The 21837-nt window shown below is 64.4% G+C and carries 14 protein-coding genes; 9 read left to right on the forward strand and 5 right to left on the reverse strand.

The window, feature by feature from the left end; all coding sequences use genetic code 11:
• Positions 1 to 3 precede the first annotated feature (3 nt).
• Both paaZ and J2Y48_RS05645 read left to right on the forward strand, forming a co-directional pair.
• The gene (gene paaZ, locus J2Y48_RS05640; RefSeq protein WP_310413988.1) at positions 4 to 2025 is read left to right on the forward strand and encodes a phenylacetic acid degradation bifunctional protein PaaZ; all 2022 of its coding nucleotides are present in this window, start codon (positions 4 to 6) and stop codon (positions 2023 to 2025) included.
• A gap of 167 nt (positions 2026 to 2192) precedes the next feature.
• Entirely contained in the window at positions 2193 to 3212 is a 1020-nt protein-coding gene (locus J2Y48_RS05645; protein ID WP_310413991.1) for a helix-turn-helix domain-containing protein, read from the forward strand.
• A 143-nt stretch (positions 3213 to 3355) separates the two neighbouring features.
• Here the strand turns inward: J2Y48_RS05645 and J2Y48_RS05650 are convergent, their stop codons facing one another.
• The 3 genes from J2Y48_RS05650 to J2Y48_RS05660 form a co-directional block, all read right to left on the reverse strand.
• Positions 3356 to 5359: a tyramine oxidase gene (locus J2Y48_RS05650; RefSeq protein WP_310413996.1), complete on the reverse strand. Its 2004-nt coding sequence runs from the start codon at positions 5357 to 5359 to the stop codon at positions 3356 to 3358.
• A gap of 159 nt (positions 5360 to 5518) precedes the next feature.
• Positions 5519 to 6754, reverse strand: coding sequence for a 2-oxo acid dehydrogenase subunit E2 (locus J2Y48_RS05655; protein ID WP_310413999.1), 1236 nt, complete (start codon positions 6752 to 6754; stop codon positions 5519 to 5521).
• A 2-nt stretch (positions 6755 to 6756) separates the two neighbouring features.
• Complete coding sequence (locus J2Y48_RS05660) at positions 6757 to 8835, reverse strand: transketolase C-terminal domain-containing protein (protein WP_310414002.1); 2079 nt, start codon at positions 8833 to 8835, stop codon at positions 6757 to 6759.
• A 128-nt stretch (positions 8836 to 8963) separates the two neighbouring features.
• Between J2Y48_RS05660 and J2Y48_RS05665 the strand changes: the two genes are divergently transcribed.
• From J2Y48_RS05665 to abc-f, 7 genes are all read left to right on the forward strand, one after another.
• Positions 8964 to 9431 carry an Lrp/AsnC family transcriptional regulator gene (locus tag J2Y48_RS05665; RefSeq protein ID WP_310414004.1) on the forward strand — a complete coding sequence of 156 codons (468 nt, stop codon included), beginning with the start codon at positions 8964 to 8966 and terminating at the stop codon, positions 9429 to 9431.
• Positions 9432 to 9625: 194 nt separating this feature from the next.
• A complete protein-coding gene (locus J2Y48_RS05670; protein ID WP_310414007.1) occupies positions 9626 to 10564 on the forward strand; it encodes a hypothetical protein in 939 nt (312 codons plus the stop codon).
• Positions 10515 to 12035, forward strand: coding sequence for a DNA polymerase Y family protein (locus tag J2Y48_RS05675; protein WP_310414329.1), 1521 nt, complete (start codon positions 10515 to 10517; stop codon positions 12033 to 12035). The genes J2Y48_RS05670 and J2Y48_RS05675 overlap by 50 nt, the downstream gene beginning before the upstream one ends.
• Positions 12032 to 15391 carry an error-prone DNA polymerase gene (locus tag J2Y48_RS05680; protein WP_310414010.1) on the forward strand — a complete coding sequence of 1120 codons (3360 nt, stop codon included), beginning with the start codon at positions 12032 to 12034 and terminating at the stop codon, positions 15389 to 15391. The genes J2Y48_RS05675 and J2Y48_RS05680 overlap by 4 nt, the downstream gene beginning before the upstream one ends.
• Positions 15392 to 15665: 274 nt before the next feature.
• Positions 15666 to 15977, forward strand: coding sequence for a (2Fe-2S)-binding protein (locus tag J2Y48_RS05685; protein ID WP_310414332.1), 312 nt, complete (start codon positions 15666 to 15668; stop codon positions 15975 to 15977).
• A complete protein-coding gene (gene bfr / locus J2Y48_RS05690) occupies positions 15943 to 16428 on the forward strand; it encodes a bacterioferritin (RefSeq protein ID WP_310414013.1) in 486 nt (161 codons plus the stop codon). The genes J2Y48_RS05685 and bfr overlap by 35 nt, the downstream gene beginning before the upstream one ends.
• Before the next feature lie 263 nt (positions 16429 to 16691).
• The gene (gene abc-f, locus J2Y48_RS05695; protein ID WP_310414016.1) at positions 16692 to 18314 is read left to right on the forward strand and encodes a ribosomal protection-like ABC-F family protein; all 1623 of its coding nucleotides are present in this window, start codon (positions 16692 to 16694) and stop codon (positions 18312 to 18314) included.
• Between the two features lie 105 nt (positions 18315 to 18419).
• On the opposite strand, the gene purH is transcribed toward abc-f, so the two are convergent.
• Both purH and J2Y48_RS05705 read right to left on the reverse strand, forming a co-directional pair.
• Positions 18420 to 20030 (reverse strand): bifunctional phosphoribosylaminoimidazolecarboxamide formyltransferase/IMP cyclohydrolase, encoded by a 1611-nt coding sequence (gene purH / locus J2Y48_RS05700; protein ID WP_310414018.1) that lies wholly within the window; start codon positions 20028 to 20030, stop codon positions 18420 to 18422.
• A 106-nt stretch (positions 20031 to 20136) separates the two neighbouring features.
• Positions 20137 to 21822: a heparinase II/III family protein gene (locus J2Y48_RS05705; protein WP_310414021.1), complete on the reverse strand. Its 1686-nt coding sequence runs from the start codon at positions 21820 to 21822 to the stop codon at positions 20137 to 20139.
• Positions 21823 to 21837 lie beyond the last annotated feature (15 nt).

Consider the following 21837-nt stretch of genomic DNA (forward strand, 5'->3'; position numbering starts at 1 on the left):
GACATGTCGACCATCCTGAAAAGCTATGTCGAGGACCGCTGGTTCATGCCGGAAAGCAGCTTTGCCGACATTCCGAGCGCGATCGACGGCCGCGTCGTCGCACGCGCCTCGACCAAGGGCCTCGATTTCGTCGCAGCCCTTCGCCATGCGCGCGAGGTCGGCGGACCGGCGTTGCGTGCGCTCACCTTCCACGAACGTGCGGGGATGCTGAAAGCGATTGCGGTCTACCTCAACGAACGCAAGGAAGAGCTTTATCAGTTGGCCTTCGACACCGGCGCCACCCGCCGCGACAACTGGATCGACATCGACGGCGGCATCGGCACGCTGTTCGCCTATGCCTCGCGCGGCAAGAAGGAGCTACCGAGCGAGCGCTTCGTCATCGAGGGCGAGACCGAACCGCTTTCCAAGGGCGGCACCTTCGTCGCCCGGCACATACTGACGCCGCTGACCGGCGTCGCCGTCCACATCAACGCCTTCAACTTTCCCTGCTGGGGTATGCTGGAGAAGTTGGCGCCGACGATCCTCGCCGGCGTTCCTGTCATCACCAAGCCGGCGACGGCAACCGCCTACGTGGCCGAAGCCTGCGTGCGGATGATCGTCGAAAGCGGCATCCTGCCGAAGGGAGCGCTGCAGTTCATCGCCGGCTCCACCGGCGACCTGCTCGACCACCTGACCGGCCAGGATATTGTCTCCTTCACCGGCTCGGCCGACACGTCGGAAAAGCTGCGCAACCAGCCCGCGATCTCGCGCAATGCCGTGCGCTTCATCGCCGAGCGCGATTCGCTGAACGCCGCCGTGCTGGGTCCGGATGCGGTACAGGGAACGCCGGAGTTCGACATCTTCGTCAAGGAAGTGGCGCGCGAGATGACGGTCAAGGCCGGGCAGAAGTGCACGGCGATCCGCCGCGTGGTCGTGCCGCGGGCGCAGGAAACCGCCGTGACCGAAGCGCTGAAAGCGACCCTCGGCAAGGCCGTTCCCGGCGACCCGCGCCTGGATGAAACCCGCATGGGCGCGCTTGCCTCCCGCGCGCAGCGGGCTTCCGTCATCGAGGCGATCGAAGAGTTGCGGACCGAAGCGGAGATCGCCGTCGGCCATGCCGACATCGCGGAAGGCGAGGGCGCATTCTTCGCGCCGGTGCTGCTGCGCTGCGACGAGCCGTTGAAGGCGGCAAAGGTGCACTCGGTGGAAGCCTTCGGCCCGGTCGCCACACTGATGCCCTACGACACGCTGGACGAGGCGGTCGAACTGGTGAAGAAGGGCGAGGGTAGCCTTGTCGCCTCCGTCTACACCTATGACGCCGACGTCGCCGACGCGCTGATCTTCGGCATCGCGCCCTATCATGGTCGCGTGCTGCTGCTCGACCGCGACTGCGCCAAGGAATCGACCGGCCACGGCTCGCCGCTACCGGGGCTCGTGCATGGCGGTCCCGGCCGGGCCGGCGGCGGCGAGGAGATGGGCGGCCTGCGTGGCGTGTTCCATTACATGCAGCGCACGGCGCTGCAGGGTTCCCCCGAGCGCATCGCGTCGATCACCCGCCGCTGGACCAAGGGCGCGGCCACCCCGGTCACGGCCGAGCATCCCTTCAAGCGCAACTATGAAGGGCTCAAGGTCGGCGAGACGGTCGAGACCGAAGCGCGCACGGTCAGCCTGGAAGACATCGAGCATTTTGCGCATTTCACCGGCGACGAGTTCTACGCCCACATGGACGAGGAGGCCGCGAGCGCCAATCCGTTCTTCCCGGGCCGGGTGGCGCATGGCTACCTGATCCTGTCCTTTGCCGCCGGCCTGTTCGTCGATCCGGCGCCGGGCCCGCTGCTCGCCAACTACGGCCTAGACAACCTGCGCTTCCTGAAGCCTGTTTCGCCGGGGGATTCGATCCGCGTACGGCTGACCGTTAAGGACAAGAAGGCGGCGCGCAGCCCGGAATACGGCGAGGTGCGTTGGGACGTCGAGGTGTTCAACCACAACGACGAGACGGTCGCCCGCTACGACCTTCTGACGATGAGCGCGCGCAACGTCGCGTAACAGTCCCGATATCCAGCGCCGCACCTGGCGTGCGGCGCTATGAAAGCGAAGCGCTTGCGTTCGAGGAGGGACGCAAGCCATGCTTCGCTCATTTGCCTGGCGATGCCTTCCCGGCGTCGCCCATCACATGCCGGAATTCGTATCACGATCGTCCTGGAGGAAAGGCGATGGAGCATGCGGAGGCAAGCGGACGCATCGACCGGCGAGTCCTCGCCGGCGTCGGTGCGCAACTGCGCGACAGGGGCGTCGATCCCGAACCGATCGGCCTGCGCATCGGCTGCCCGGTCACAAGCGGCGAACATTCCGATTCCACCATCGGCCTCGGCCAATTCGTCGGATTTCTCGAGGAAGCCGGCCGGATGCTTCGTGATGCGGCCGGTATCTGGCAGTGCGGCCGCGCCTTCGTGCCGTCCGGATTGCCGGAACTCTTCCCCCATTTCGAACGCGGGAGCCGTCTCGGCACCGTGCTTTCGGCCCTTGTCGCAACGATGAACGAGGTCCAGTCCGGCAGCCTTATCCGCCTCTCCGTCAAAGACTCGCTCGCCCTCATCGAATACCGGATCCTTGATCCGGCGATCTGGCCTCGCGCCTTCGATGTCGAGTTCACCTTCGGCTTCTTCGACGGCGTCATCCGCCACTATTTCAAGCCGGACTTCCGTCCCGAAAGCCTCGTTTTCGAGCACGAGGCCGGCCAGCGGCGAAACGCCTTCGACAGCGCCTTCGGGCTTACTTGCGTCTACGGCTATGCTTGCAATCTTTTCGCCTTTCCCGCCGCAATGCTGTCGCTGCCGGTGCTGATGGAGTGGCCGGCCGGTGCACATGTCGCCGATGCCCCGGGGCGCTCTGAACGCAGCGAACGGCTGGCCGACCGGTTGCGGCTTGCGCTGCTGTCCTGCATCGGCGAGGGCGAGATGGATCAGGCGACGATCGCCACGATGATCGGCCTTTCGGCCCGCACCCTGCGCCGGCGGCTGCTGGAGGAGGGTCTATCGTTCCGCGATGAGATCGACCGCCTGCGCATGAAATACGCCCGCGAGATGATCCTGCAGACGAACCTGCCCTTCATGGAACTCGCAAGCCGGCTCGGCTACCGCCAGCAATCGGACTTCACTCGCGCGTTCCGCAGGGCAGAGGGCGTGCCACCGAGCATGTTGAGACGGCGGCGGTCTGATGACGATCCGAAATGAGAAAAGGGCCGGCGCGATGCACCGGCCCTTTGTTTCCGCCCAAAGCACGTCTCCCGAAAATGGGAACCGGTTTCGGAATAAAGACATGCGCAAGAACAAGGACCTAAAGCGTGGCAAGCGAATCGAAAAGATCGCGACGCGCTTTACGACGGATTGCGGATGGTGATCGCCGGATTGTGATCGAAGAAGTTGTACGGCATCAGCGTGATGCCCTTCCACATCGTCGACATCACCGGCCAGTCCTCCATGTGCGGCACGTGGTGGAAGCCCATCGTGTACCAGGTGACGATGTCGGTGTCGTGGATGCTGCGGCCCTTCTTCACCCATTCCGGCAGGCTGTCCTTGCCGTCGCCCTGGAAGGCGTATTCGCCGCCGGCGTAGCGCTCCTTCGGGTCGTAGGGGGTGTTCCAGAAAGTGTACTCGATATAGGCGTTGCGGCGGGCCGGCGGGTCGTTGACGACGTCGAGCGGCGAATAGGCGACGCTGTTTTCCGGCAGGATCATGTACCCGGGATGATGGCCGAGCTTGGTTTCCTTGCCCATGTTCATGATGTGATACATGGCCGGCGTCGCCGGGTTGACCTTGTAGCGGCCCTCGAGTTCCGTCATCGGCATCTCGTCCTTCGTCTCCCAGAAGGTGCGGCGCGGGGTGCCTTCCGGCGCGGTCGCGGGCACGAGACCGGTGCGCGCGAACATGTTGTTCTGCCCGTCGATGTCGAAGTCGAAGCGGAAGTTGAAAAAGTGGTCGTGGTTCGGCGCGACGAGGTTCGGCGCGATCAGTGTGCCGTACTTCGTATCTTCCGCCGCTGTTGTGTCCTGCATCGACGTCGAGGCCACGCCCTTGACGGCATCGAGGCCAGTCGCGCCGACCATGACGCGCATCATGCCGTTCTGCTGGAAGACATAGTCGATCAGGTAGTCGTAGTTGCCGACTTCCGAAGCCGAGCGGACGACGAGTTCGGTCGCCGGTCGGCCTTCCGCCGGCAGCGGCTTGTCCGGTGTCTGGGCGAATATCTCGTAGTGGCGCCAGGCCGGATCGCCGATGTTGCGCTCGAAGATGCAGATGGCGTTCGGGATCTCGACCGGAGAGCCATCGTCGGCGTGAACGACGGCCGGCAGAAACTTCGCATAGGCCGGGCAGTCGACGCCGGCGGTCAGCGGGCTCAGGAAGATGCCGAAGCCGTATTCGCCGCTGTCCATGTAGGTGCGCCAGTACCATCCCTCGCTCGGATCCATGTAGGGAACGAAGACTTCGGAGAGATTGGCCTGATAGAGCACCGAGCGCGGCCCCTTGCCGTCATTGGCGGAGATCTCGGAGAGCACGACGCCTGGCCGCTTGTCGACGCGCCAGCGGAAGCTCCACATGTCCCAGTTGACCAGGCTGCCATTGACCGTGAAGTTGGCCCCATCCGGCTGTGACAGCGTCGCCGCCTTGATCGGTTCGGCGAGCTTCATGTCCTTGCGCGCACCGATATCCTCCTGCACGTATCCCCATCCGTCCTCCGGCACCGGCACGACGCCGGTGTCCACCACCTTGACCACCTTCTGACTGGTCAGATCGACAGTGGCGAACAGGCCCTCGATCGGCTTCGCATAGAAGTTGCTCTGGGTCGGATTGACGTAGCAGGGCACCTTCATCAGGCGCTTTCCGGCCTCGTCGGGCGTTCCGAACGCACCGGCGGTCAGCGGCAGGCAGAAGACTTCGTCCGGTTTCAGGTTGCGCTTGGCCAGGGCCGCGACGAAATCGGGGTTCTGAACGGCCAGGTTCATCGCGCCGAGGAATTCCTCGAGCAGCAGCATCGGCTGGCCGGTGACCGGCTCCCACGACAGCACCTTCTTGGTCGTGATATCGACTTCGCCCTTGAAGACGCCCTTGGAGGTCTTGGCGTTGACGACGGCGCGGCGGTCTTCGGGATCGCCGTCCTTCCATTTCAGCACGGCCTCCTTGACCGGCTCCCGCAACTCGATCAACGGATAGCGGCTGTCTGCGTCCGTCTTGCCGTCATCCTTGAGGATCTGGACGACGGCGGCGATTTCGGCCGTGGAGAGGCCGTCGAGCGGGTGAGACAGGGCAGCGCTGCCGCCCGCAACGGTGATGACGGTGGCGGCCAGCAGCCGGCCAGCCGTACGCTTCAAAAGAGTTGGCATGGTGATTTCCCTCTGGACTTGTTGCTACGCGCCCGGGGCACCAGCCCGCTCGCGCCGCAAGTCTAGCGGGGCAAATTTCTTGCGGTTTGGCATTTTCGGCCAAGTTGGACAAATCGAGCGCCGGGGTTTCGGGCTTGGGAAGCCTCCCGAGCCGGAATGTCACGCGGGCCAGTTTTCCAGAACCTCGACGAAGCGGGTCAGCCACAGGTTCGTCTGGTGGCCGTCAACGGCGCGGTGATCGATCGTCAGGGAAACGTAGGCCATCGGGCGAATCTGGATCGTATCGACACCGCCGACTTCGCGCACGACCACCCGCTTTTCCAGTTTGCCGATCCCCAGGATCGCCGTCTGCGGCTGGTTGATGATGATCGGGGAGGCGAAAAGCGAACCGGAGACGCCGTGATTGGAGATGGTGAACGTGCCGCTGCGCATGTCCTCGGGCTTGAGCGTCCCGGCGCGGGCACGCGCGGTGAGATCTTGCAACGCGGTCGCGATCCCGGTCAGCGACAGGTGCTGCACCCGGCGGATCACCGGCACCACCAGGCCCTTGTCGCCCAAGGCGGTTCCGACGCCAATATTGACGTCGTCGAAAATCTCCAGGTGATCGTCATGCCAGCGGCTGTTGATCTCCGGCACGGCCCGCATGGCGGCAGCGGCAGCGGCGACCATATAGGCGGTATAGGAAAGATTGGTACCTCGCGCGGCCAGCGCGGCCTTGTTGGCTTCGCGATGCTTCAGGATGGCGGAGAAGTCCGCCTCGAACACCGCAGTGACGTGCGGGGCGACAGTCACCGAGTTGAGCATATTGCTGGCGATCGCAAGCCGCATCGGCGAGTGCGGCACGCTTCGGCTGCCGCGTTCGGCAGGTTTGTCGCGCCCGGAATGGGCCTCGGCCGGTGGTGGTACGGGACGGGATTGCGAGGTTGGCTCGATTGAGGGGGATGCATCTGAGCGCGCGGCAAAGGCCGCCTCGATGTCGATGCGCGTTACGCGCCCGTTCTTGCCGGTGCCGGCGACTGTTCCCGGATCAATGCCGTACTGCAGGGCGGCGTGGCGCACCGCGGGCGAGTAGCGCATGAGATCGGGCGCCACCGCCTTGGCTGTTTCATGTGAAACAAGGACAGCCGCAACGGCCGGCGCGCTGTGGCGCGCGCCTTCGGCACGGATGCGCCCGAGCACCGAACCCGGCCCGGCATCGTCCCCGCTTTGCAGCAGGATTTCCGCAAGGATGCCGGCGACCGGGGAAGGGACCTCCTGCGTGACCTTGTCGGTTTCCAGTTCCACCAACGGATCGTCAATATTGACCGTCTCGCCCGGCCGCTTGAGCCAGGCGCGCACGACCGCCTTGGTCCCTTCCTGCTCGAGCGGAGCCAGAACGTCCATCAGCGCGGTCATGCTCAGAACTCCACCAGGGACTGGATCTTTTCGTGGATGCGTTCGACGGAAGGCACGGCCCAGTCGAGCAGCACCGGATTGTGCGGGCTCGGAATGTCCGGCATCGTCAGGCGGGTGACGGGCGCGTCTAGGTCCATGAAGGCCTCGTCGGCGACGACAGCAGAAATTTCCGCGCCGAAGCCGGCCGTGCCGAGATCCTCGTGCACGATCAGGCAGCGCCGGGTGCGCCGCACCGACGACAACACCGCCTCCCGATCCCAGGGCATCAAGGTGCGCAGGTCAATCACATCGGCAGAAATGCCTTCTGCGGCCTCCTCGCAGCGCGGCACCATCGCCCCCCAGGTGACGATGGTGATGACGTCGCCCTGTCTGGTGAAGCGGGCCTTGCCAAACGGCAGGGCGAAATCGTCGCCCGGATAGGGCCGGCGTGCCCAGGCATGGTCGAGCATCGCGCGATGCTCGAAGAAGATCACCGGGTCGTTGCCGCGCAGCGCCGTGCGCAGCAGGCCGACGGCATCCTCGGCATTGGAAGGCACGGCGACCTGCCAGCCCGGCTGATGGACGAAGGCGACCTCGTTCGTCTGGCTATGCCAGGGATCGCCGCATTTGAAGAAGCCGCCCGGCATACGCAGCACGATCGGGGCGGCGAAGCGGTTGTTGGTCCGCCAGCGGATCGTACCGCAATCGTTGATCTGTTCGGTAGCCGGCTCAGCATACTTGCGGAACTGGATCTCCGGGACCGGCACGAGGCCCGCAAGCGCCATGCCGACGGCACGGCCGACAATGCCCTCCTCCGACAATGAGGTGTCGAACACCCGCTCCTTTCCGAATTTCTCCTGCAGGCCGAGTGTCACCGCGTGGACACCGCCCTTCGGCCCAATATCCTCGCCGAAAAGGACGACGCGCTCATTGATGGAGAGCTCGCGGTCGAGCGTGCGCCGGATCGCTGTCACCATGTTGATGCGCTTGCCGTCGCCGGCCGGTTGATCGCTCGTCGGCGGCGCAAGGTAGCCAAGACTGTGCTGGCCGCCCATCTGCTGCATCTCGCCCTCGAAGAAGACGTGGCTGGTAACGGTCTGCGGATCGGCGACTGGCCGAGCCTCGGCGGCCTCGCGGGCGGCCTCGACGGCAGACGACGCCTGGGCAACGGAGGCCTGCCACTCCTCCGCGCTCATCACGGCGGGAACGAGATAGTCCTTCAGCCGCGGCAGCGGATCGCGGGCCCATTCGGCCCGCACGACATTCTCACTCTTGTAGGTCTGCGTATCCTGGAAACTATGGCCTTCGAGGCGGGGCACGGTGAGCCGCAGAAGCGCCGGCGCGCGGTTTTCACGGACGAAGTCCACGGCCTCCGTCGTCAGCCGCGCGGCCTCGGCGGGGTCGCAGCCGTCGCCGTCGAACACGGCAAGGTTCCGCCAGCCGGAGAGGTTGGCGGCGATGTTGCCGCCCGGCGTCTGCAGGGTGGAGGGAACCGAAATGCCATAGCCATTGTCCTCGACGTAGAACAGCATCGGCAGGGTTTGCGTGGTGGCAATCGTCAGCGCCGACCAGAAGCCGTTCGAGGCGACCGAACCGTCGCCGCCGAGCACGACAGCGATGGCACGGTCGTAGTCCGACTGCTTGAGCACCGTGCGGCAATATTCGATCGCCTGGGCCCAGCCGGCCGTCGGCGTGTATTGCGAGCCGACGCCGCCGCACATGGGCAGCGCCGAGGCGCCGCTGCGGTTCGGGTAGTTGAACACGACGCCGATGTCGCGGCCATCCGAATAGCCGCCGGCCCGGCCCATGGCCGAGGCGAGGGCATCCGCCGGATCAACGCCGAGCGCCAGGAGGAGAGGGCGGGAGCGATAGTAGCCGCATGCACCGTCATGCCGCTCCGTCAGTCGGCAGCCGAGCAGGATCTGCGCCATGTCGTGGCCACGGGCGGAGAACTGGTAGAGCACCTTCTTCTCCGGCACCAGCCGCGTCTCTTCCATCTCGTCGAGTGCCCGGGACAACTGGAGGAGATAGGCAATGCGCTTCCAGTCGATCGTCTCGTCCGGCGCATTGCGAACGATCCGTCTTAGCGCTGCCTGTGCCATCTCGGCGTCCTCCTCCGCGATACAATCCCATGAGAAATGATAATACGGCTTGACCGTGAGTTCCTTTCAGAGTTCTGCTGGAATGATGCATCCTTGAAACATACGTTTCACATGAGGGAAGAAAACGAATGAACCATATCGAGCTTGATGCCATCGACCGGCAGATCCTCCGCGTGCTCCAGCACCAGGCCGATATCAGCCACGCCGCCCTGGCCGAGAAGGTCGGCGCCTCGAGCGCGTCGTGCTGGCGCCGGATCAAGGCACTGGAGGCTGCCGGCGTGCTCGGAAAGACCGTTCGCCTGGTGGAGCCGGAGGCGATCGGCCGGGGGTTGAACGTCTTCTGTCAGGTGCGGATGAAGAGCCACGATCCCGTTGCCCGGCGGGATTTCGAGCGGTTCGTCGAAAGCCACGACGAGGTGCTCGAATGCTATTCGATGTCGGGCGAATGGGACTATCTGCTGCGCGTGGTGGCGGCGGATGTGCGCGACTACGAACGGCTTTTGATGCATGGCATTCTCACCCATGAGGCCGTTGCGAATTCATCCTCGCATTTTGCTCTCAAGAGCGTGAAGTACACGACGGCACTGCCGGTTTAACGTCCCCAAATTGCCGACGCTGGCGGCGCCGGATCTTTCCAGGTCCCGCGCTTTTCCTCGAATATCGTCAGCCACTCCCGCATCCGGGAGCACGCGCGGCTTTGTGATCGCGCCAGTTCAAATTGCCGTTGACTCTTGTCCGGCGTTCTGGAATCCATAAGAACATAACAGGAACAAACAAAGGAACGAACGTCATGGCAACGCCTGCCTTGGCGCAGAGGCGGCTTTTTGCCCTGCGTGAGACCATCGCCCGCATCGAGAATGCCGATGGTCCTGGTCTGGCCGGACGCAAGCGCCGCTGGCAGTGGGATATGCAGGGGTCGCCGGGCGATGTGTCGCCTTTTTCCGAATCCGGCGAAACAGGCGACCTCGAAGCTGTTTTCAATGGCGATCTACCGGCTTGCGGTCTCGTCGAGATCCGCAACGCGCAGACCCGCGATATGGGGGCTGCAACCGGTTTCTCCCTGGCCTTGGCCGCGCTTCGGCAGGACCGGACCGAGAAGGGCCAAGGCGCAACACTCTGGATCTGTCAGGCGCTGGCATCCTCCGAAGCCGGCATACCCTACGGCCCGGGCCTGAAAAAGCACGGCCTCGATCCGACCCGTATGCTTCTTGCCAGACCACGGACGATCGCGGATGCGCTCTTGATGGCGGAGACGGCACTCGGCGTGCCGGCCTTTTCCACCGTCATCCTGGAGATCCGCGGCAATCCCGCCGGATTCGGCCTGACCGAAAGCCGCCGGCTGCAACTGCGGGCCAGGGCGAACGGCACCCTGCTCCTGCTTCTGCGCCAGGCCGGCGAGGAGGAGGCGAGCAGCGCGCTCTACCGGCTGCGCATCGATCCGGCCCCGGCTTGCGAACGCCCATTGCCGGACGGAACCACGCTGGCCGGCAGCATCGCCAATCCCGTCTTCCTGGTCACGCCGGAGAAGAACAAGACCGCCGACCCCGTCGGCATCCTCCTGGAGTGGAACTCCCATGACCGCCGCTTTTCCCGCCTCGACCCCCGCCCTGCCGTTCCTCAAGAAGAGCAGCGACCAGCGGATCCTCTGTCTGTGGTTTCCCTATCTGCCCGCCGATCGGGTGGCGCGGCAGCGTTGGGGGAGGTCGTGGCTTTCAAGGGGGCGTCCTGAGCATCCGCCGGTCGCCTTCGCCGGCCGCAGCGACAGTGCCATGCGGATCGCCTTCCTCGACCGGGAAGCCGAACGGATCGGCCTTCGCAAGGGGCAGGGCGTCACAGAAGCGCGCGCGATCTGCCCGGCGCTGGACATTCTTCCTGCCGATCCGGCCGCGGACAGGGCCCTGCTCGAGGCCCTGGCCGACTGGTGCGACCGTTACACGCCGCTCATCGCGCTGGAGGGCGCCGACGGCCTCTATCTCGACATCACCGGCTGCACCCATCTCCATGGCGGCGAGCGGACGCTGCTCGATGACGTGCTGTCGCGCCTCTTTTCGCTCGGCATCGAGGCGCGCGGGGCGATCGCGGCCTCACCCGGCCTTTCCTGGGCGGCCGCCCATTTCGGCGACGGCGGCGTGATCGATGCCGATGCGGCGCAGGCTGTGCTCGCTCGCCTGCCGGTCGCGGCCCTGCGCCTGCCTGAGGACGTGCTCGGGCCGCTCGGCCGGGTCGGGCTGAAGTCGATAGGCGATCTCCTGCCCCTGCCGCGCGCACCCCTCGCCCGCCGCTTCGGCCCCCTGCCGCTCCTCAGGCTCGACCAGGCGCTGGGGCTGGAGGACGAGTCGATTTCACCGCGCTTGGCCGTGCCGATGCTGTCGGCGGAGCGGCGGCTGTTCGACCCCATCCAGTCCGAGGAGGACATTCTTGCACTTGCCACCCATCTTGCCGGCACCTTGAAAGAAGGACTTGAACGGCGCGGCGAGGGCGGGCGCCTGTTCGCGCTGCAGCTCTTTCGGGTGGACGACCGCGTTTTCCGCATCCAGGCCGCCACCTCGGCGCCACTCAGAGACCCCGAGCGGATCGCCCTGCTCTTCCGCGAACGGCTGTCGGCCGTGCATGATGACCTCGATGCCGGTTACGGTTTCGAGATTGTCCGGCTTTGCGTGCTCACAAGCGAGGCCTTCGCGGCGATGCAGCAGGATTTTGCCGCCGGCACCGGCGAAAGCCGGTCGCTTTCGGGCTTTGCCGACCGGATCGTGGCCCGCTTTGGGCCGGAAAGCCTGCTCGCCGTCACCCTGCCGGAAAGCCACGTGCCGGAGCGCGCCGCACACCTTGCGCCCGTCGCCGAGCACTGGGACCACGAGCGGGCCGTCGGCCGGAACGGAAAGCCGCCACTCGCGACGGCCATCCTCGGCGATCGTCCTTTGCGGCTGTTCACCCCGCCCGAGCCGGTCGAGACCCTGGCGGGCGTGCCGGAGGATGCGCCGAAGACCTTCCGCTGGCGCAGGAGCTTTCATCAGATCACCCGCACGGAGGGACCGGAGAGGATTGCCGGCGAATGGTGGATCGACGGCGAGGACCAGCCGGCCCGGGACTACTTCAAAGTCGAGGACGAGGCCGGCCGCCGCTACTGGCTCTTTCGCGAGGGAGCGTATGGAGCGCAGCCACAACTGCCGCGCTGGTTCATCCACGGGGTCTTCGCATGAGCGACGCTCTCGCCTTCTACGAATTCGGCGCGCGCAGCAATTTTTCCTTCCTGGAAGGGGCGGCGCCTGCCGAGGCCATGGTGGAAACCGCCAGCCGGATCGGCCTTTCCGGACTCGGCATCGCCGACCGCAACACGGTTGCCGGTGTGGTGCGGGCACATTCCAAGGCACGGGTCGAAGACCTGCCCTTCCAGCCCGGTGCCCGCCTTGTCTTTGCCGACGAGACGCCCGACGTCCTCGCCTATCCGCAAAACCGGTCGGGCTGGGCCCGTCTCTGCCGTCTATTGAGCCTTGGAAACCTGCGTGCCAGCAAGGGCGAGTGCCTCCTTTACCTGCCAGACCTTCTGGAATGGCAGGCGGACCTCCAGTTCATCGTTATGCCGGCCGCCGGCCGACCCGAGCCGGAGCGTCTTCGGCCCCTGCTGGCGCGCTTGCGGGAGCGTGTCGACGACAGGCTCTATCTGGCGCTGGTACCGCGCCGTGACGGTTTCGACCGGCATGACCTAGCCGTGCTGGCACAGCTCGCCCGCGAAAACCGCATCCGGCCGATTGCTACCAACGATGTGCTTTACGATGCCGCGCAGCGCCGCCCACTCGCCGACGTGGTCGCCGCCATCCGCCGCAAGACGCCGATTGCGGAGCTGGGTTTTCACCGGCAGGCCAATGCAGAGCGATACCTGAAGGGTTTCGCCGAGATGGCGCGGCTGTTGCGCGACCATCCGGAGGCGATCGCCAATACGGCGCGCTTCTTCCACGGCCTCGCCTTCAACCTGGAGGAACTGAGCCACCAGTATCCAGATGAATCCGAGGAGGGCATGACCCCGGCCGAGACACTCAGGCGGCTCGTGCGCAAAGGCGGGGCCGAACGCTACCCCGATGGCATTCCGGCCAAGGTCGAGGAGAGGTTGTCTTACGAACTCGGGCTGATCAAACGGAAGAAATACGAGCCTTACTTTCTGACCGTGCACAAGTTGGTGACCTTTGCCAGAAGCGAAGGAATTCTCTGCCAGGGACGTGGTTCGGCTGCCAATTCCTCGGTCTGCTACTGCCTGGGCATCACGGAGGTCGATCCGAACAGGTTCATGCTGCTCTTTGACCGCTTCATCTCCGAGGACCGCGACGAGCCCCCGGATATCGACGTCGACTTCGAGCACGAACGGCGCGAGGAGGTCATCCAGTACATCTACAAGACCTACGGCAAGGAACATGCAGGGCTGGCGGCGGCGGTCATCAGCTACCGCGGTCGCTCGGCCGGCCGCGAGGTCGCCAAGGCCTTCGGCCTGTCGGAGGATGTCCAGTCGGCCGTGTCGGGCTCGATCTGGGGCTGGGGGCGCTCGTCCTTCTCCGAGGAACAGGTGAAGGCGGCCGGCCTCGACATGGGCGACCCGACGACGATGAAGGTGCTGTCCTATGCCGGGCAACTGATGGATTTTCCCCGGCATCTTTCGCAGCATGTCGGCGGCTTCCTCATCACTCGCGACCGGCTCGACGAGGTCGTGCCGATCATGCCGACGGCCATGCCCGGCCGCTACATGGTGGAATGGGACAAGGACGACCTCGACACGCTGAAGCTCCTGAAGGTCGACGTGCTGGCGCTCGGCATGCTGACCTGCATCGCCAAGGCGTTTTCGCTGCTGGAAACCCATTACGGCGAAAGCAAAACGCTGGCAAAAATCTACCCTGATCAAAAGGACGAGGTCTACGACATGATCTGCCGCGCCGACACGCTCGGCGTTTTCCAGATCGAAAGCCGGGCGCAGATGAGCATGCTGCCGCGCCTGAAGCCCCGCAAATTCTACGATCTCGTCATCGAGGTGGCGATCGTCCGCCCCGGGCCGATCCAGGGCGACATGGTTCATCCCTATCTGAAGCGGCGCGAGGCGGTCAGAGCCGGCAGGAAGATCTGCTATCCGAGCAAGGAACTGGAGCATGTGCTGGAGCGCACGCTCGGCGTGCCGCTGTTCCAGGAACAGGCGATGCAGATCGCCATCACCGCGGCCGGCTTTTCGCCCGCCGAGGCCGACCGCCTGCGCCGCGCCATGGCGACCTTCAAGCGTACCGGCACGATCGGCACCTTTCGCGACAAGATGATCGAGGGCATGGTCGGCAAGGGTTATGAGCGGGCATTCGCGGAGCGCTGCTTCCGCCAGATCGAGGGGTTCGGCGAGTACGGCTTTCCGGAGAGCCACGCCGCCTCCTTTGCACTCCTTGTTTATGCGTCTTCCTGGCTCAAGGCCTATTATCCGGATGTCTTCTGCGCGGCGATCCTGAACTCCCAGCCCATGGGCTTCTACGCACCGGCGCAGTTGGTGCGCGATGCGCGCGAACATGGCGTCGACGTGCGTCCCGTCGACGTGAACCGTTCCACATGGGATTGCCTTTTGGAGGGCGAGGGCCTGTTCGACCCTGCCGCAATCGCCCCACGCCACCGCCAGATGTCCGGGATGATCCGCTCGAAAAAGGCCGTGCGGCTGGGTTTCCGGCTGGTCAAGGGCCTGAGGGAGACGGACATGGCCAGTCTTGCCGCCTGTCGCGGCAGCGGTTATCGCTCGGTGCGCGACCTCTGGCTTCGCTCCGGTCTGTCGCGCAGCGTCCTGGAACGTCTTGCCGACGCCGATGCCTTCAGGTCGATGGGCCTCGATCGGCGGCAGGCGCTCTGGGCCGTCAAGGCCCTCGACGACGGAGGCGCGGCGGAAGCGCTGCCGCTTTTCGACCGGAGCGAAACGGACGAATTGCGGCCCGAACCGCATGTCCGGCTGCCGATAATGTCGGACGGCGAGCAGGTCATCAACGACTACCGCTACCTGACGCTTTCGCTCAAGGCCCATCCGGTCTCCTTTATGCGCACCGATTTCTCCCGCCAGGGAATTACGCGGAACAACGCGCTTGAGACGGCGGCAAAAGGCAACACCGTCACGGTGGCCGGGCTGGTGCTGGTGCGGCAACAGCCGGGTTCGGCCAAGGGCGTCGTCTTCATGACGATCGAAGACGAAACGGGAATCGCCAACATCATCGTCTGGCGCAAGATGATGGAAAGATACCGCGGCGTGGTGATGGGAGCGCGACTCGTCAAGGTGCGCGGCCGGCTGCAGCGGGAAAGCGGCGTCATCCACGTCGTTGCCGACCATTTGGAGGACATGAGTGGAATGCTCGGTCTTCTGAAAGACGAGTTGCACAGCTTTGGCGCAATGAGCCGCGCGGACGAGATCATTCATCCGGTGGACGAGGATGCGCGCGCGAAGCGGGCATTGCGGCAATTGCGCCTGGCGGGAAAAGATCTGACCCGGGAGAGGGAGGCAAAGTCCGTCCTGCGGCAGACCGCAGATGTCATGCCCAAAGGTCGCAACTTCCACTGAACGTGCTGGACCACCTATCGAGGCAAACGCCCAGCCCCGGTACCGGCGGTGCAGCCACAACAAAAAGTGATCGGCCGCACAGACCTGGTATTTGTGCGGCCTGGGCCAGATGTGTTTCTTCCCAATCGCTTGAAAACACGATCAGTTTTCTCAAGTTTAGAATGATTACAAACAGATACGCCAGCAATGCTGCCTTGTTATATCTTGACAGCAACGGTCCCCTTTTGCTTAATCGCCGGAATTCAAGGCATTGCGCATGGGGCAGGCAGGACAGATGCTGGTTTGCAGCTGCAACTTCATCAGCGATAAAGAGATCGTCGACGTCATCAACGAACTCCTCGACCAGGATTGCTGGCAGCTGATCGTGCCCGCAAAAGTCTATCACGCGATGGGAAAGCGCGGCCGCTGCTGCGGCTGCTTCCCCAATGTCGTCGACATCATCGTGCGCACCACCGAACAGTATCATGCCGAGCGGCCCTCGACGGACGCAGAGATATTTGATTTCATGATCCGCCTCAAACAGTTCCATGAAGACAACAGGAGAGCGGACCTTGAAAGGCGACAAAAAAGTCATCGAGCAGCTTAACGAAGCGCTTTTTCTCGAACTCGGCGCCGTCAACCAGTACTGGCTCCACTACCGACTCCTCGAGGACTGGGGATACACGCTCCTCGCCAAGAAGGAGCGGGAGGAATCGATCGAGGAAATGCACCACGCCGACAAGCTGGTGGCCCGCATCATCTTCCTCGAGGGCCATCCCAACCTGCAGACCCTCGCCCCCTTGCGCATCGGCCAGAACGTTCAGGAAGTCCTGGAAGCCGACCTCGCCGGCGAGTATGACGCGCGCACGGCCTACAAGAAGTCGCGCGATATCTGCCACGACGCCGGCGACTACGTCAGCATGAAGCTCTTCGAAGAACTTCTCAGCGACGAAGAAGGCCACATCGACTTCCTAGAGACTCAGCTTGGCCTGCTGAAGCAGCTTGGCATCGAAAAATACGGCCAGCTCAACGCCGCCCCGGCCAACGAAGCGGAATAGCCGCAATCACCTTGGAGACGCAGGCCGCTTGGACCTGCGTTTCCAGCCGCGATCGCCAAGGCAACGAACCATCAATCAATCCGGGCTTTTCCGCACGGTCGCGCCGCGGTAATTCGCAGCCGCTTCAGTATTGCCGCATCACGGCAAGCGCGACACATGACGCTGCCTGGCCGGCAGTAGACTGCTGTTCCTCCGAGAGCGTGCGTGACAGTGGATCGGGCGCATGTCATAGGAGTGCCCGCAAACCGACCGGGCAAGTCCTCATGATACGCATCGACAGCATCAGCAAATCCAATAGCCATCGCATCCTCTACATCGAAGCTTCCGCCGCCTTGAACCGTGGCGAGAAGATTGGGCTCGTCGGGCCGAACGGCGCGGGCAAGACGACACTTTTCCGCATGATCACCGGCGAGGAGCAGCCGGATGAGGGGCAGGTCTCGGTCGATAAGGGCATCACCGTTGGCTATTTCGACCAGGATGTCGGCGAAATGGCCGGACATTCGGCCGTCGCCGAGGTGATGGAAGGCGCCGGTCCGGTGAGCGCCGTGGCCGCGGAACTGCGCGAGCTCGAGGCGGCCATGTCGGATCCGGAGCGAATGGACGACATGGATGCCATCATCGAACGCTATGGCGAGGTGCAGGCGCGCTACGAAGAACTCGATGGCTATGCGCTGGAGGGACGGGCGCGCGAAGTCCTGGCAGGGCTCGGCTTCGCCCAGGAGATGATGGACGGCGACGTCGCCAAGCTGTCCGGCGGCTGGAAGATGCGCGTGGCGCTCGCCCGTATCCTGTTGATGCGGCCGGACGTCATGCTGCTCGACGAGCCGAGCAACCACCTCGATCTCGAAAGCCTGATCTGGCTGGAATCCTTTCTGAAGGGCTATGACGGCGCACTTCTGATGACGTCGCATGACCGCGAGTTCATGGACCGGATCGTCACCAAGATCATAGAAATTGATGCCGGCGCACTGACGACCTATTCCGGCGACTACGGCTTCTATGAAACGCAACGGGCGCTGAACGAGAAGCAGCAGCAGGCCCAGTTCGAGCGTCAGCAGGCGATGCTGGCCAAGGAAATCAAGTTCATCGAGCGCTTCAAGGCCCGGGCGTCCCACGCTTCACAGGTCCAGAGCCGGGTGAAGAAGCTGGACAAGATCGACCGTGTCGAGCCACCGCGCCGCCGCCAGACGGTCGCCTTCGAGTTCCTGCCGGCGCCGCGCTCCGGCGAGGACGTCATCAGCCTGAAGAATGTTCACAAGGCCTACGGCAGCCGCACGATCTATACCGGCCTCGATTTCATGGTCCGCCGTCGCGAACGCTGGTGCATCATGGGTATCAATGGCGCCGGAAAGTCGACACTGCTCAAGCTGGTAACGGGTACGGCCGCACCGGACAGCGGCAGTGTGTCGCTCGGCGCAAGCGTCAAGCTCGGCTATTTCGCCCAGCATTCGATGGACCTGCTCGACGGCGACAGCACGATCCTGCAATGGCTGGAGGAGCGCTTTCCCAAGGCTGGGCAGGCGCCACTTCGCGCGCTCGCCGGCTGTTTCGGCTTTTCCGGCGATGACATCGAGAAGCGCTGCCGGGTCCTTTCCGGCGGTGAGAAGGCCCGATTGGTGATGGCGGCGATGCTGTTCGACCCGCCGAATCTCCTCGTTCTCGACGAACCGACGAACCACCTCGACCTCGACACGAAGGAAATGCTGATCAAAGCGCTCTCGGCCTATGAGGGCACGATGCTATTCGTCTCGCACGACCGCCATTTCCTGGCGGCCCTGTCGAACCGGGTGCTGGAACTGACGCCGGACGGAATCGAGCAATATGGCGGCGGCTATACCGAATACGTGGAGCGCACCGGCCAGGAAGCGCCGGGCCTGCGCGGGTAACGCCCGCCCCGGATCCGAGACGACGCGCTAATCGCCAGCAGGCCGACAGAATCAGGCAGGCGGCTCCGGCCTCGTTCGAGACCGGAACCTAAGCCTGCCCGCGCCTCAGTGACGGAAGTGGCGCATGCCGGTGAAGACCATCGCCACACCGGCTTCGTCGGCTGCGGCAATCACCTCGGCATCGCGCATCGAACCGCCCGGCTGGATCACGGCGGTGGCACCGGCCGCAATCGCCGACAATAGTCCATCCGCAAACGGCAGGAACGCCTCGGAGGCGACCGCCGAGCCGCGTGTCAGCGGCTGGGCCAAGCCCATCGCCTTTGCGGCCTCCTCCGCCTTGAGTGCGGCGATGCGGGCCGAATCGACGCGGCTCATCTGGCCGGCGCCGATGCCCGCGGTCTGCCCGTCCTTGGCGTAGACGACTGCGTTCGACTTGACGTGCTTGGCGATCTTGAAGGCGAATTTCATGTCCTCGAGCTCCTGGGCCGTCGGTGCGCGCTTCGTGACGACCTTCAGCTCCAGATCCTCCACCATGCCGTTGTCGCGGCTCTGCACCAGCAGGCCGCCCGACACGGTCTTTGCCGAAACGCCGTGGGTGCGGGGATCCGGCAGGCCACCGGTCACAAGCAGCCGCAGGTTCGGCTTGCCGGCAATGACCGCGCGCGCGGCATCATCGGCATCCGGGGCGATGATGACCTCGGTGAAGAGCTTGACGATCTCCTCGGCTGTCTTGCCATCCAGGGTCTGGTTCAGGGCGATGATGCCGCCGAAGGCGGAAACGGGATCGCAGGCCAGCGCCCGCTCGTAGGCTTCCTTCAGGGTCAGCGCCGTCGCGACACCGCAAGGATTGGCGTGCTTGATGATGGCGCAGGCCGGACCGTTCTCCGGCAGGAACTCGGCAACCAACTCGAAGGCCGCATCCGTATCGTTGATGTTGTTATAGGATAGCTGCTTGCCCTGCAGAAGCGTGGCCGTTGCCACACCGGGGCGGGTGTCGCCGGTGACGTAGAACGCCGCCTTCTGGTGCGGATTTTCACCGTAGCGCATCTCTTCCTTCAGCACGCCGCCAATCGTGCGGTAGGCCGGCGTGGCGATATCGAGGGCTTCGGCGAACCAGTTGGAAATGGCCGTGTCATAGGCCGCGGTGCGCGCGAACGCTTTCGCCGCCTGGCGCTGGCGGAAGGCGTAGGAGGTCGCACCCGTCGCCAGCTCCTCGATCAGGGCCGGATAGTCGGCGGGATCGGTGACGATCGTCACGTAGGCGTGGTTCTTGGCCGATGCGCGAATCATCGCTGGGCCGCCAATGTCGATGTTTTCCACCGTTGTCGGGTAGTCCCCGCCCTTGGCGCGAACCTCCTCGAATGGATAGAGGTTGATGACGGCGAGGTCGATCGCCTCGATCCCATGCGCCTTCATCGCCTCCACATGATCCGCGTCGTCCTGGATCGCCAACAGGCCGCCATGGACATTCGGGTGAAGCGTCTTGACGCGGCCGTCCATGATCTCCGGAAAGCCCGTGACCTGCGAGACGTCGGTGACCGGGAGGCCGGCATCACTCAACGCCTTGTGCGTGCCGCCGGTGGAAAGAAGCCGGACGCCCTTACTGGCAAGCGCGCTTGCAAGTTCAACGATGCCGGTCTTGTCGGAAACGGACAGAAGCGCGGTCCTGACCTGAACGCGATCGGGGGCGGGAATTTTCTTGGAAGCGACGGCCATGGGGTATCTCCGGGAGTAGGGGCCGGCGTCCAAGCATGTCGCCGGCGGCGTGCATGCGCCCCGTTAACATAGGCGCGCAGGCGAGGAAACCGCCAATTTCGAGCCGTCAGCGCCGTTCGCGCCGCATGAGCCACTGCAGCTCTGGAACACCCGCGAGCGGCATGGTCAGCGTCAGCTGACGCGCGGCGCGAACGCCGGTCGGATCGGCAAAGAAGACATCCTCTTCCTCGACGACAACGACATCGAGGCAGGAGAAGACCCAACTCTCGCCATCATGGGCGACAAGCCTGACTTCATGGTCGCTTAAAGGAACGATACGGATCGCCGGATGAATATGAAAACGAACCACCGCAATGTTCTTGCCGCCCTCCGGCACGGCCCCGTTGGGCTTCACGAACCGCTCCCGCCCGCGAATTTCGGTGCCAGCAGCGTTCAAGTAGATGTCGCGTTCGTATAGCAGGCCGAAATTGTCGAGATAACCGTCGTGGCTGGCCTTCAGGCCTTCTGCGCCGTCGGTTCCGTCATAGCGCGCAACCCGGATATTCGTTGCGCCCGCGAAAACGACCGGGCCGAGATAGCGGGAGGCGGAAATGCGCGCCGACGAGGTGTCGTTCAATGTCGCCACGGAATGGGCAGCCGTGGCGCGCGACAACTGTCGGATCGCGTCGCCGGCGAAGCGCGGCAGGCCCGAATTGACCAGGTACCGGTGCCGTCCCGACGACATCTCCAGGGAGAGGCAACCGGCTGTCGCAGATGTTGAAAGGGGGACGGAGAGCGGCTTGCCCGTGTCGATGATGATCGCGGTGTCACCGGCCGAGATCCGTTCGTAGCCCGTCTGCGGCAGGCCGCGAAAGGGTGCGCCAGCGGTCTCGTCGTACCGCAGAACCGACAACAGTTCGTTTGCGAGTGTATAGGTGGCACCGTTGAACAATGCGAGCTCGCCGCCCTGATGCCGGAAAAAGCGCAGCGCGGGATAGATGCGGTCAATGCAGGGAATGAGCCGCTGCGGGACGTCGTGGCCGAGATTGACGTAGGTCTGCCGAAGCGGCAGCAGGTCGAACAGCAGGTCCAGGCCGACGCGCGGATTGCGTGAGACGTGGCCGCCGTCGGCCAGGATCTGCCGGTCCAGCTCCCGGTCCAGATGCCGGGCGGCGCGACGGATCGTCGAACCCGAGTTCGGCATGGCGATCGACGCCATTGCCAGGGCGGTGCGCACGCGCAGCCGGGTCTCCCCCTCGCGCGTGGCGTCGGCAATGTGCCTGAGGTAGCGAACCTGGAAGGCGAGGTTCTTCAAAAAGCGGCGGTAGAAGGAATAGTCGGCATCGCGCAGTACAACAGGAGAATGGGACAGCCAGGAGATAATGCGTTCGGCAATGACCTCAGGTCGCCAGGCGATACCATCGATGACACGACCATGGGTCTCGATCCAGTCGCCGATCACAGATCGCACGACGGGCGGGGCCGTCTCCTTGTCGGCGATGCGCATGTGCCGAAGCCAGCCGAAGGAATGCAGCCGGCAGGCGAATTCCTCGGAGGGGAGTTCCAGCGCGAAGGGAGACTCGCCGTCACACTCGAGCATTCGCCCTGCCAGTGGAAACCGCCCGGCAATGATTTCCTCAGCGGTGAACGAATCGGCCGGCCGCAGATCCGTCGGTGCGACGAGAAGCCTGTCTGGCGTGCGGCCGGCAAAGCGCAGCGCCGACACGCGCCCGACGGCCAACCGCCGCGAAAAACGCCGCCACGTCTCATGCCCATACAGGTAGACAAGCCGCTGCTGGTCTGAAAGCCGCATCGTTAACAAACTCTT

The organism is Mycoplana sp. BE70 (assembly GCF_031455855.1).
Classification (GTDB): domain Bacteria; phylum Pseudomonadota; class Alphaproteobacteria; order Rhizobiales; family Rhizobiaceae; genus Mycoplana.

What these genes read in the sequence shown, in the direction of transcription:
- paaZ (WP_310413988.1), top strand. Translation starts at nt 4, where the DNA reads ATGTCGACCATCCTGAAAAGCTATGTCGAGGACCGCTGGTTCATGCCG.
- J2Y48_RS05645 (WP_310413991.1), top strand. Translation starts at nt 2,193, where the DNA reads ATGGAGCATGCGGAGGCAAGCGGACGCATCGACCGGCGAGTCCTCGCC.
- J2Y48_RS05650 (WP_310413996.1), bottom strand. Translation starts at nt 5,359, where the DNA reads ATGCCAACTCTTTTGAAGCGTACGGCTGGCCGGCTGCTGGCCGCCACC.
- J2Y48_RS05655 (WP_310413999.1), bottom strand. Translation starts at nt 6,754, where the DNA reads ATGACCGCGCTGATGGACGTTCTGGCTCCGCTCGAGCAGGAAGGGACC.
- J2Y48_RS05660 (WP_310414002.1), bottom strand. Translation starts at nt 8,835, where the DNA reads ATGGCACAGGCAGCGCTAAGACGGATCGTTCGCAATGCGCCGGACGAG.
- J2Y48_RS05665 (WP_310414004.1), top strand. Translation starts at nt 8,964, where the DNA reads ATGAACCATATCGAGCTTGATGCCATCGACCGGCAGATCCTCCGCGTG.
- J2Y48_RS05670 (WP_310414007.1), top strand. Translation starts at nt 9,626, where the DNA reads ATGGCAACGCCTGCCTTGGCGCAGAGGCGGCTTTTTGCCCTGCGTGAG.
- J2Y48_RS05680 (WP_310414010.1), top strand. Translation starts at nt 12,032, where the DNA reads ATGAGCGACGCTCTCGCCTTCTACGAATTCGGCGCGCGCAGCAATTTT.
- J2Y48_RS05685 (WP_310414332.1), top strand. Translation starts at nt 15,666, where the DNA reads ATGCTGGTTTGCAGCTGCAACTTCATCAGCGATAAAGAGATCGTCGAC.
- abc-f (WP_310414016.1), top strand. Translation starts at nt 16,692, where the DNA reads ATGATACGCATCGACAGCATCAGCAAATCCAATAGCCATCGCATCCTC.
- purH (WP_310414018.1), bottom strand. Translation starts at nt 20,030, where the DNA reads ATGGCCGTCGCTTCCAAGAAAATTCCCGCCCCCGATCGCGTTCAGGTC.
- J2Y48_RS05705 (WP_310414021.1), bottom strand. Translation starts at nt 21,822, where the DNA reads ATGCGGCTTTCAGACCAGCAGCGGCTTGTCTACCTGTATGGGCATGAG.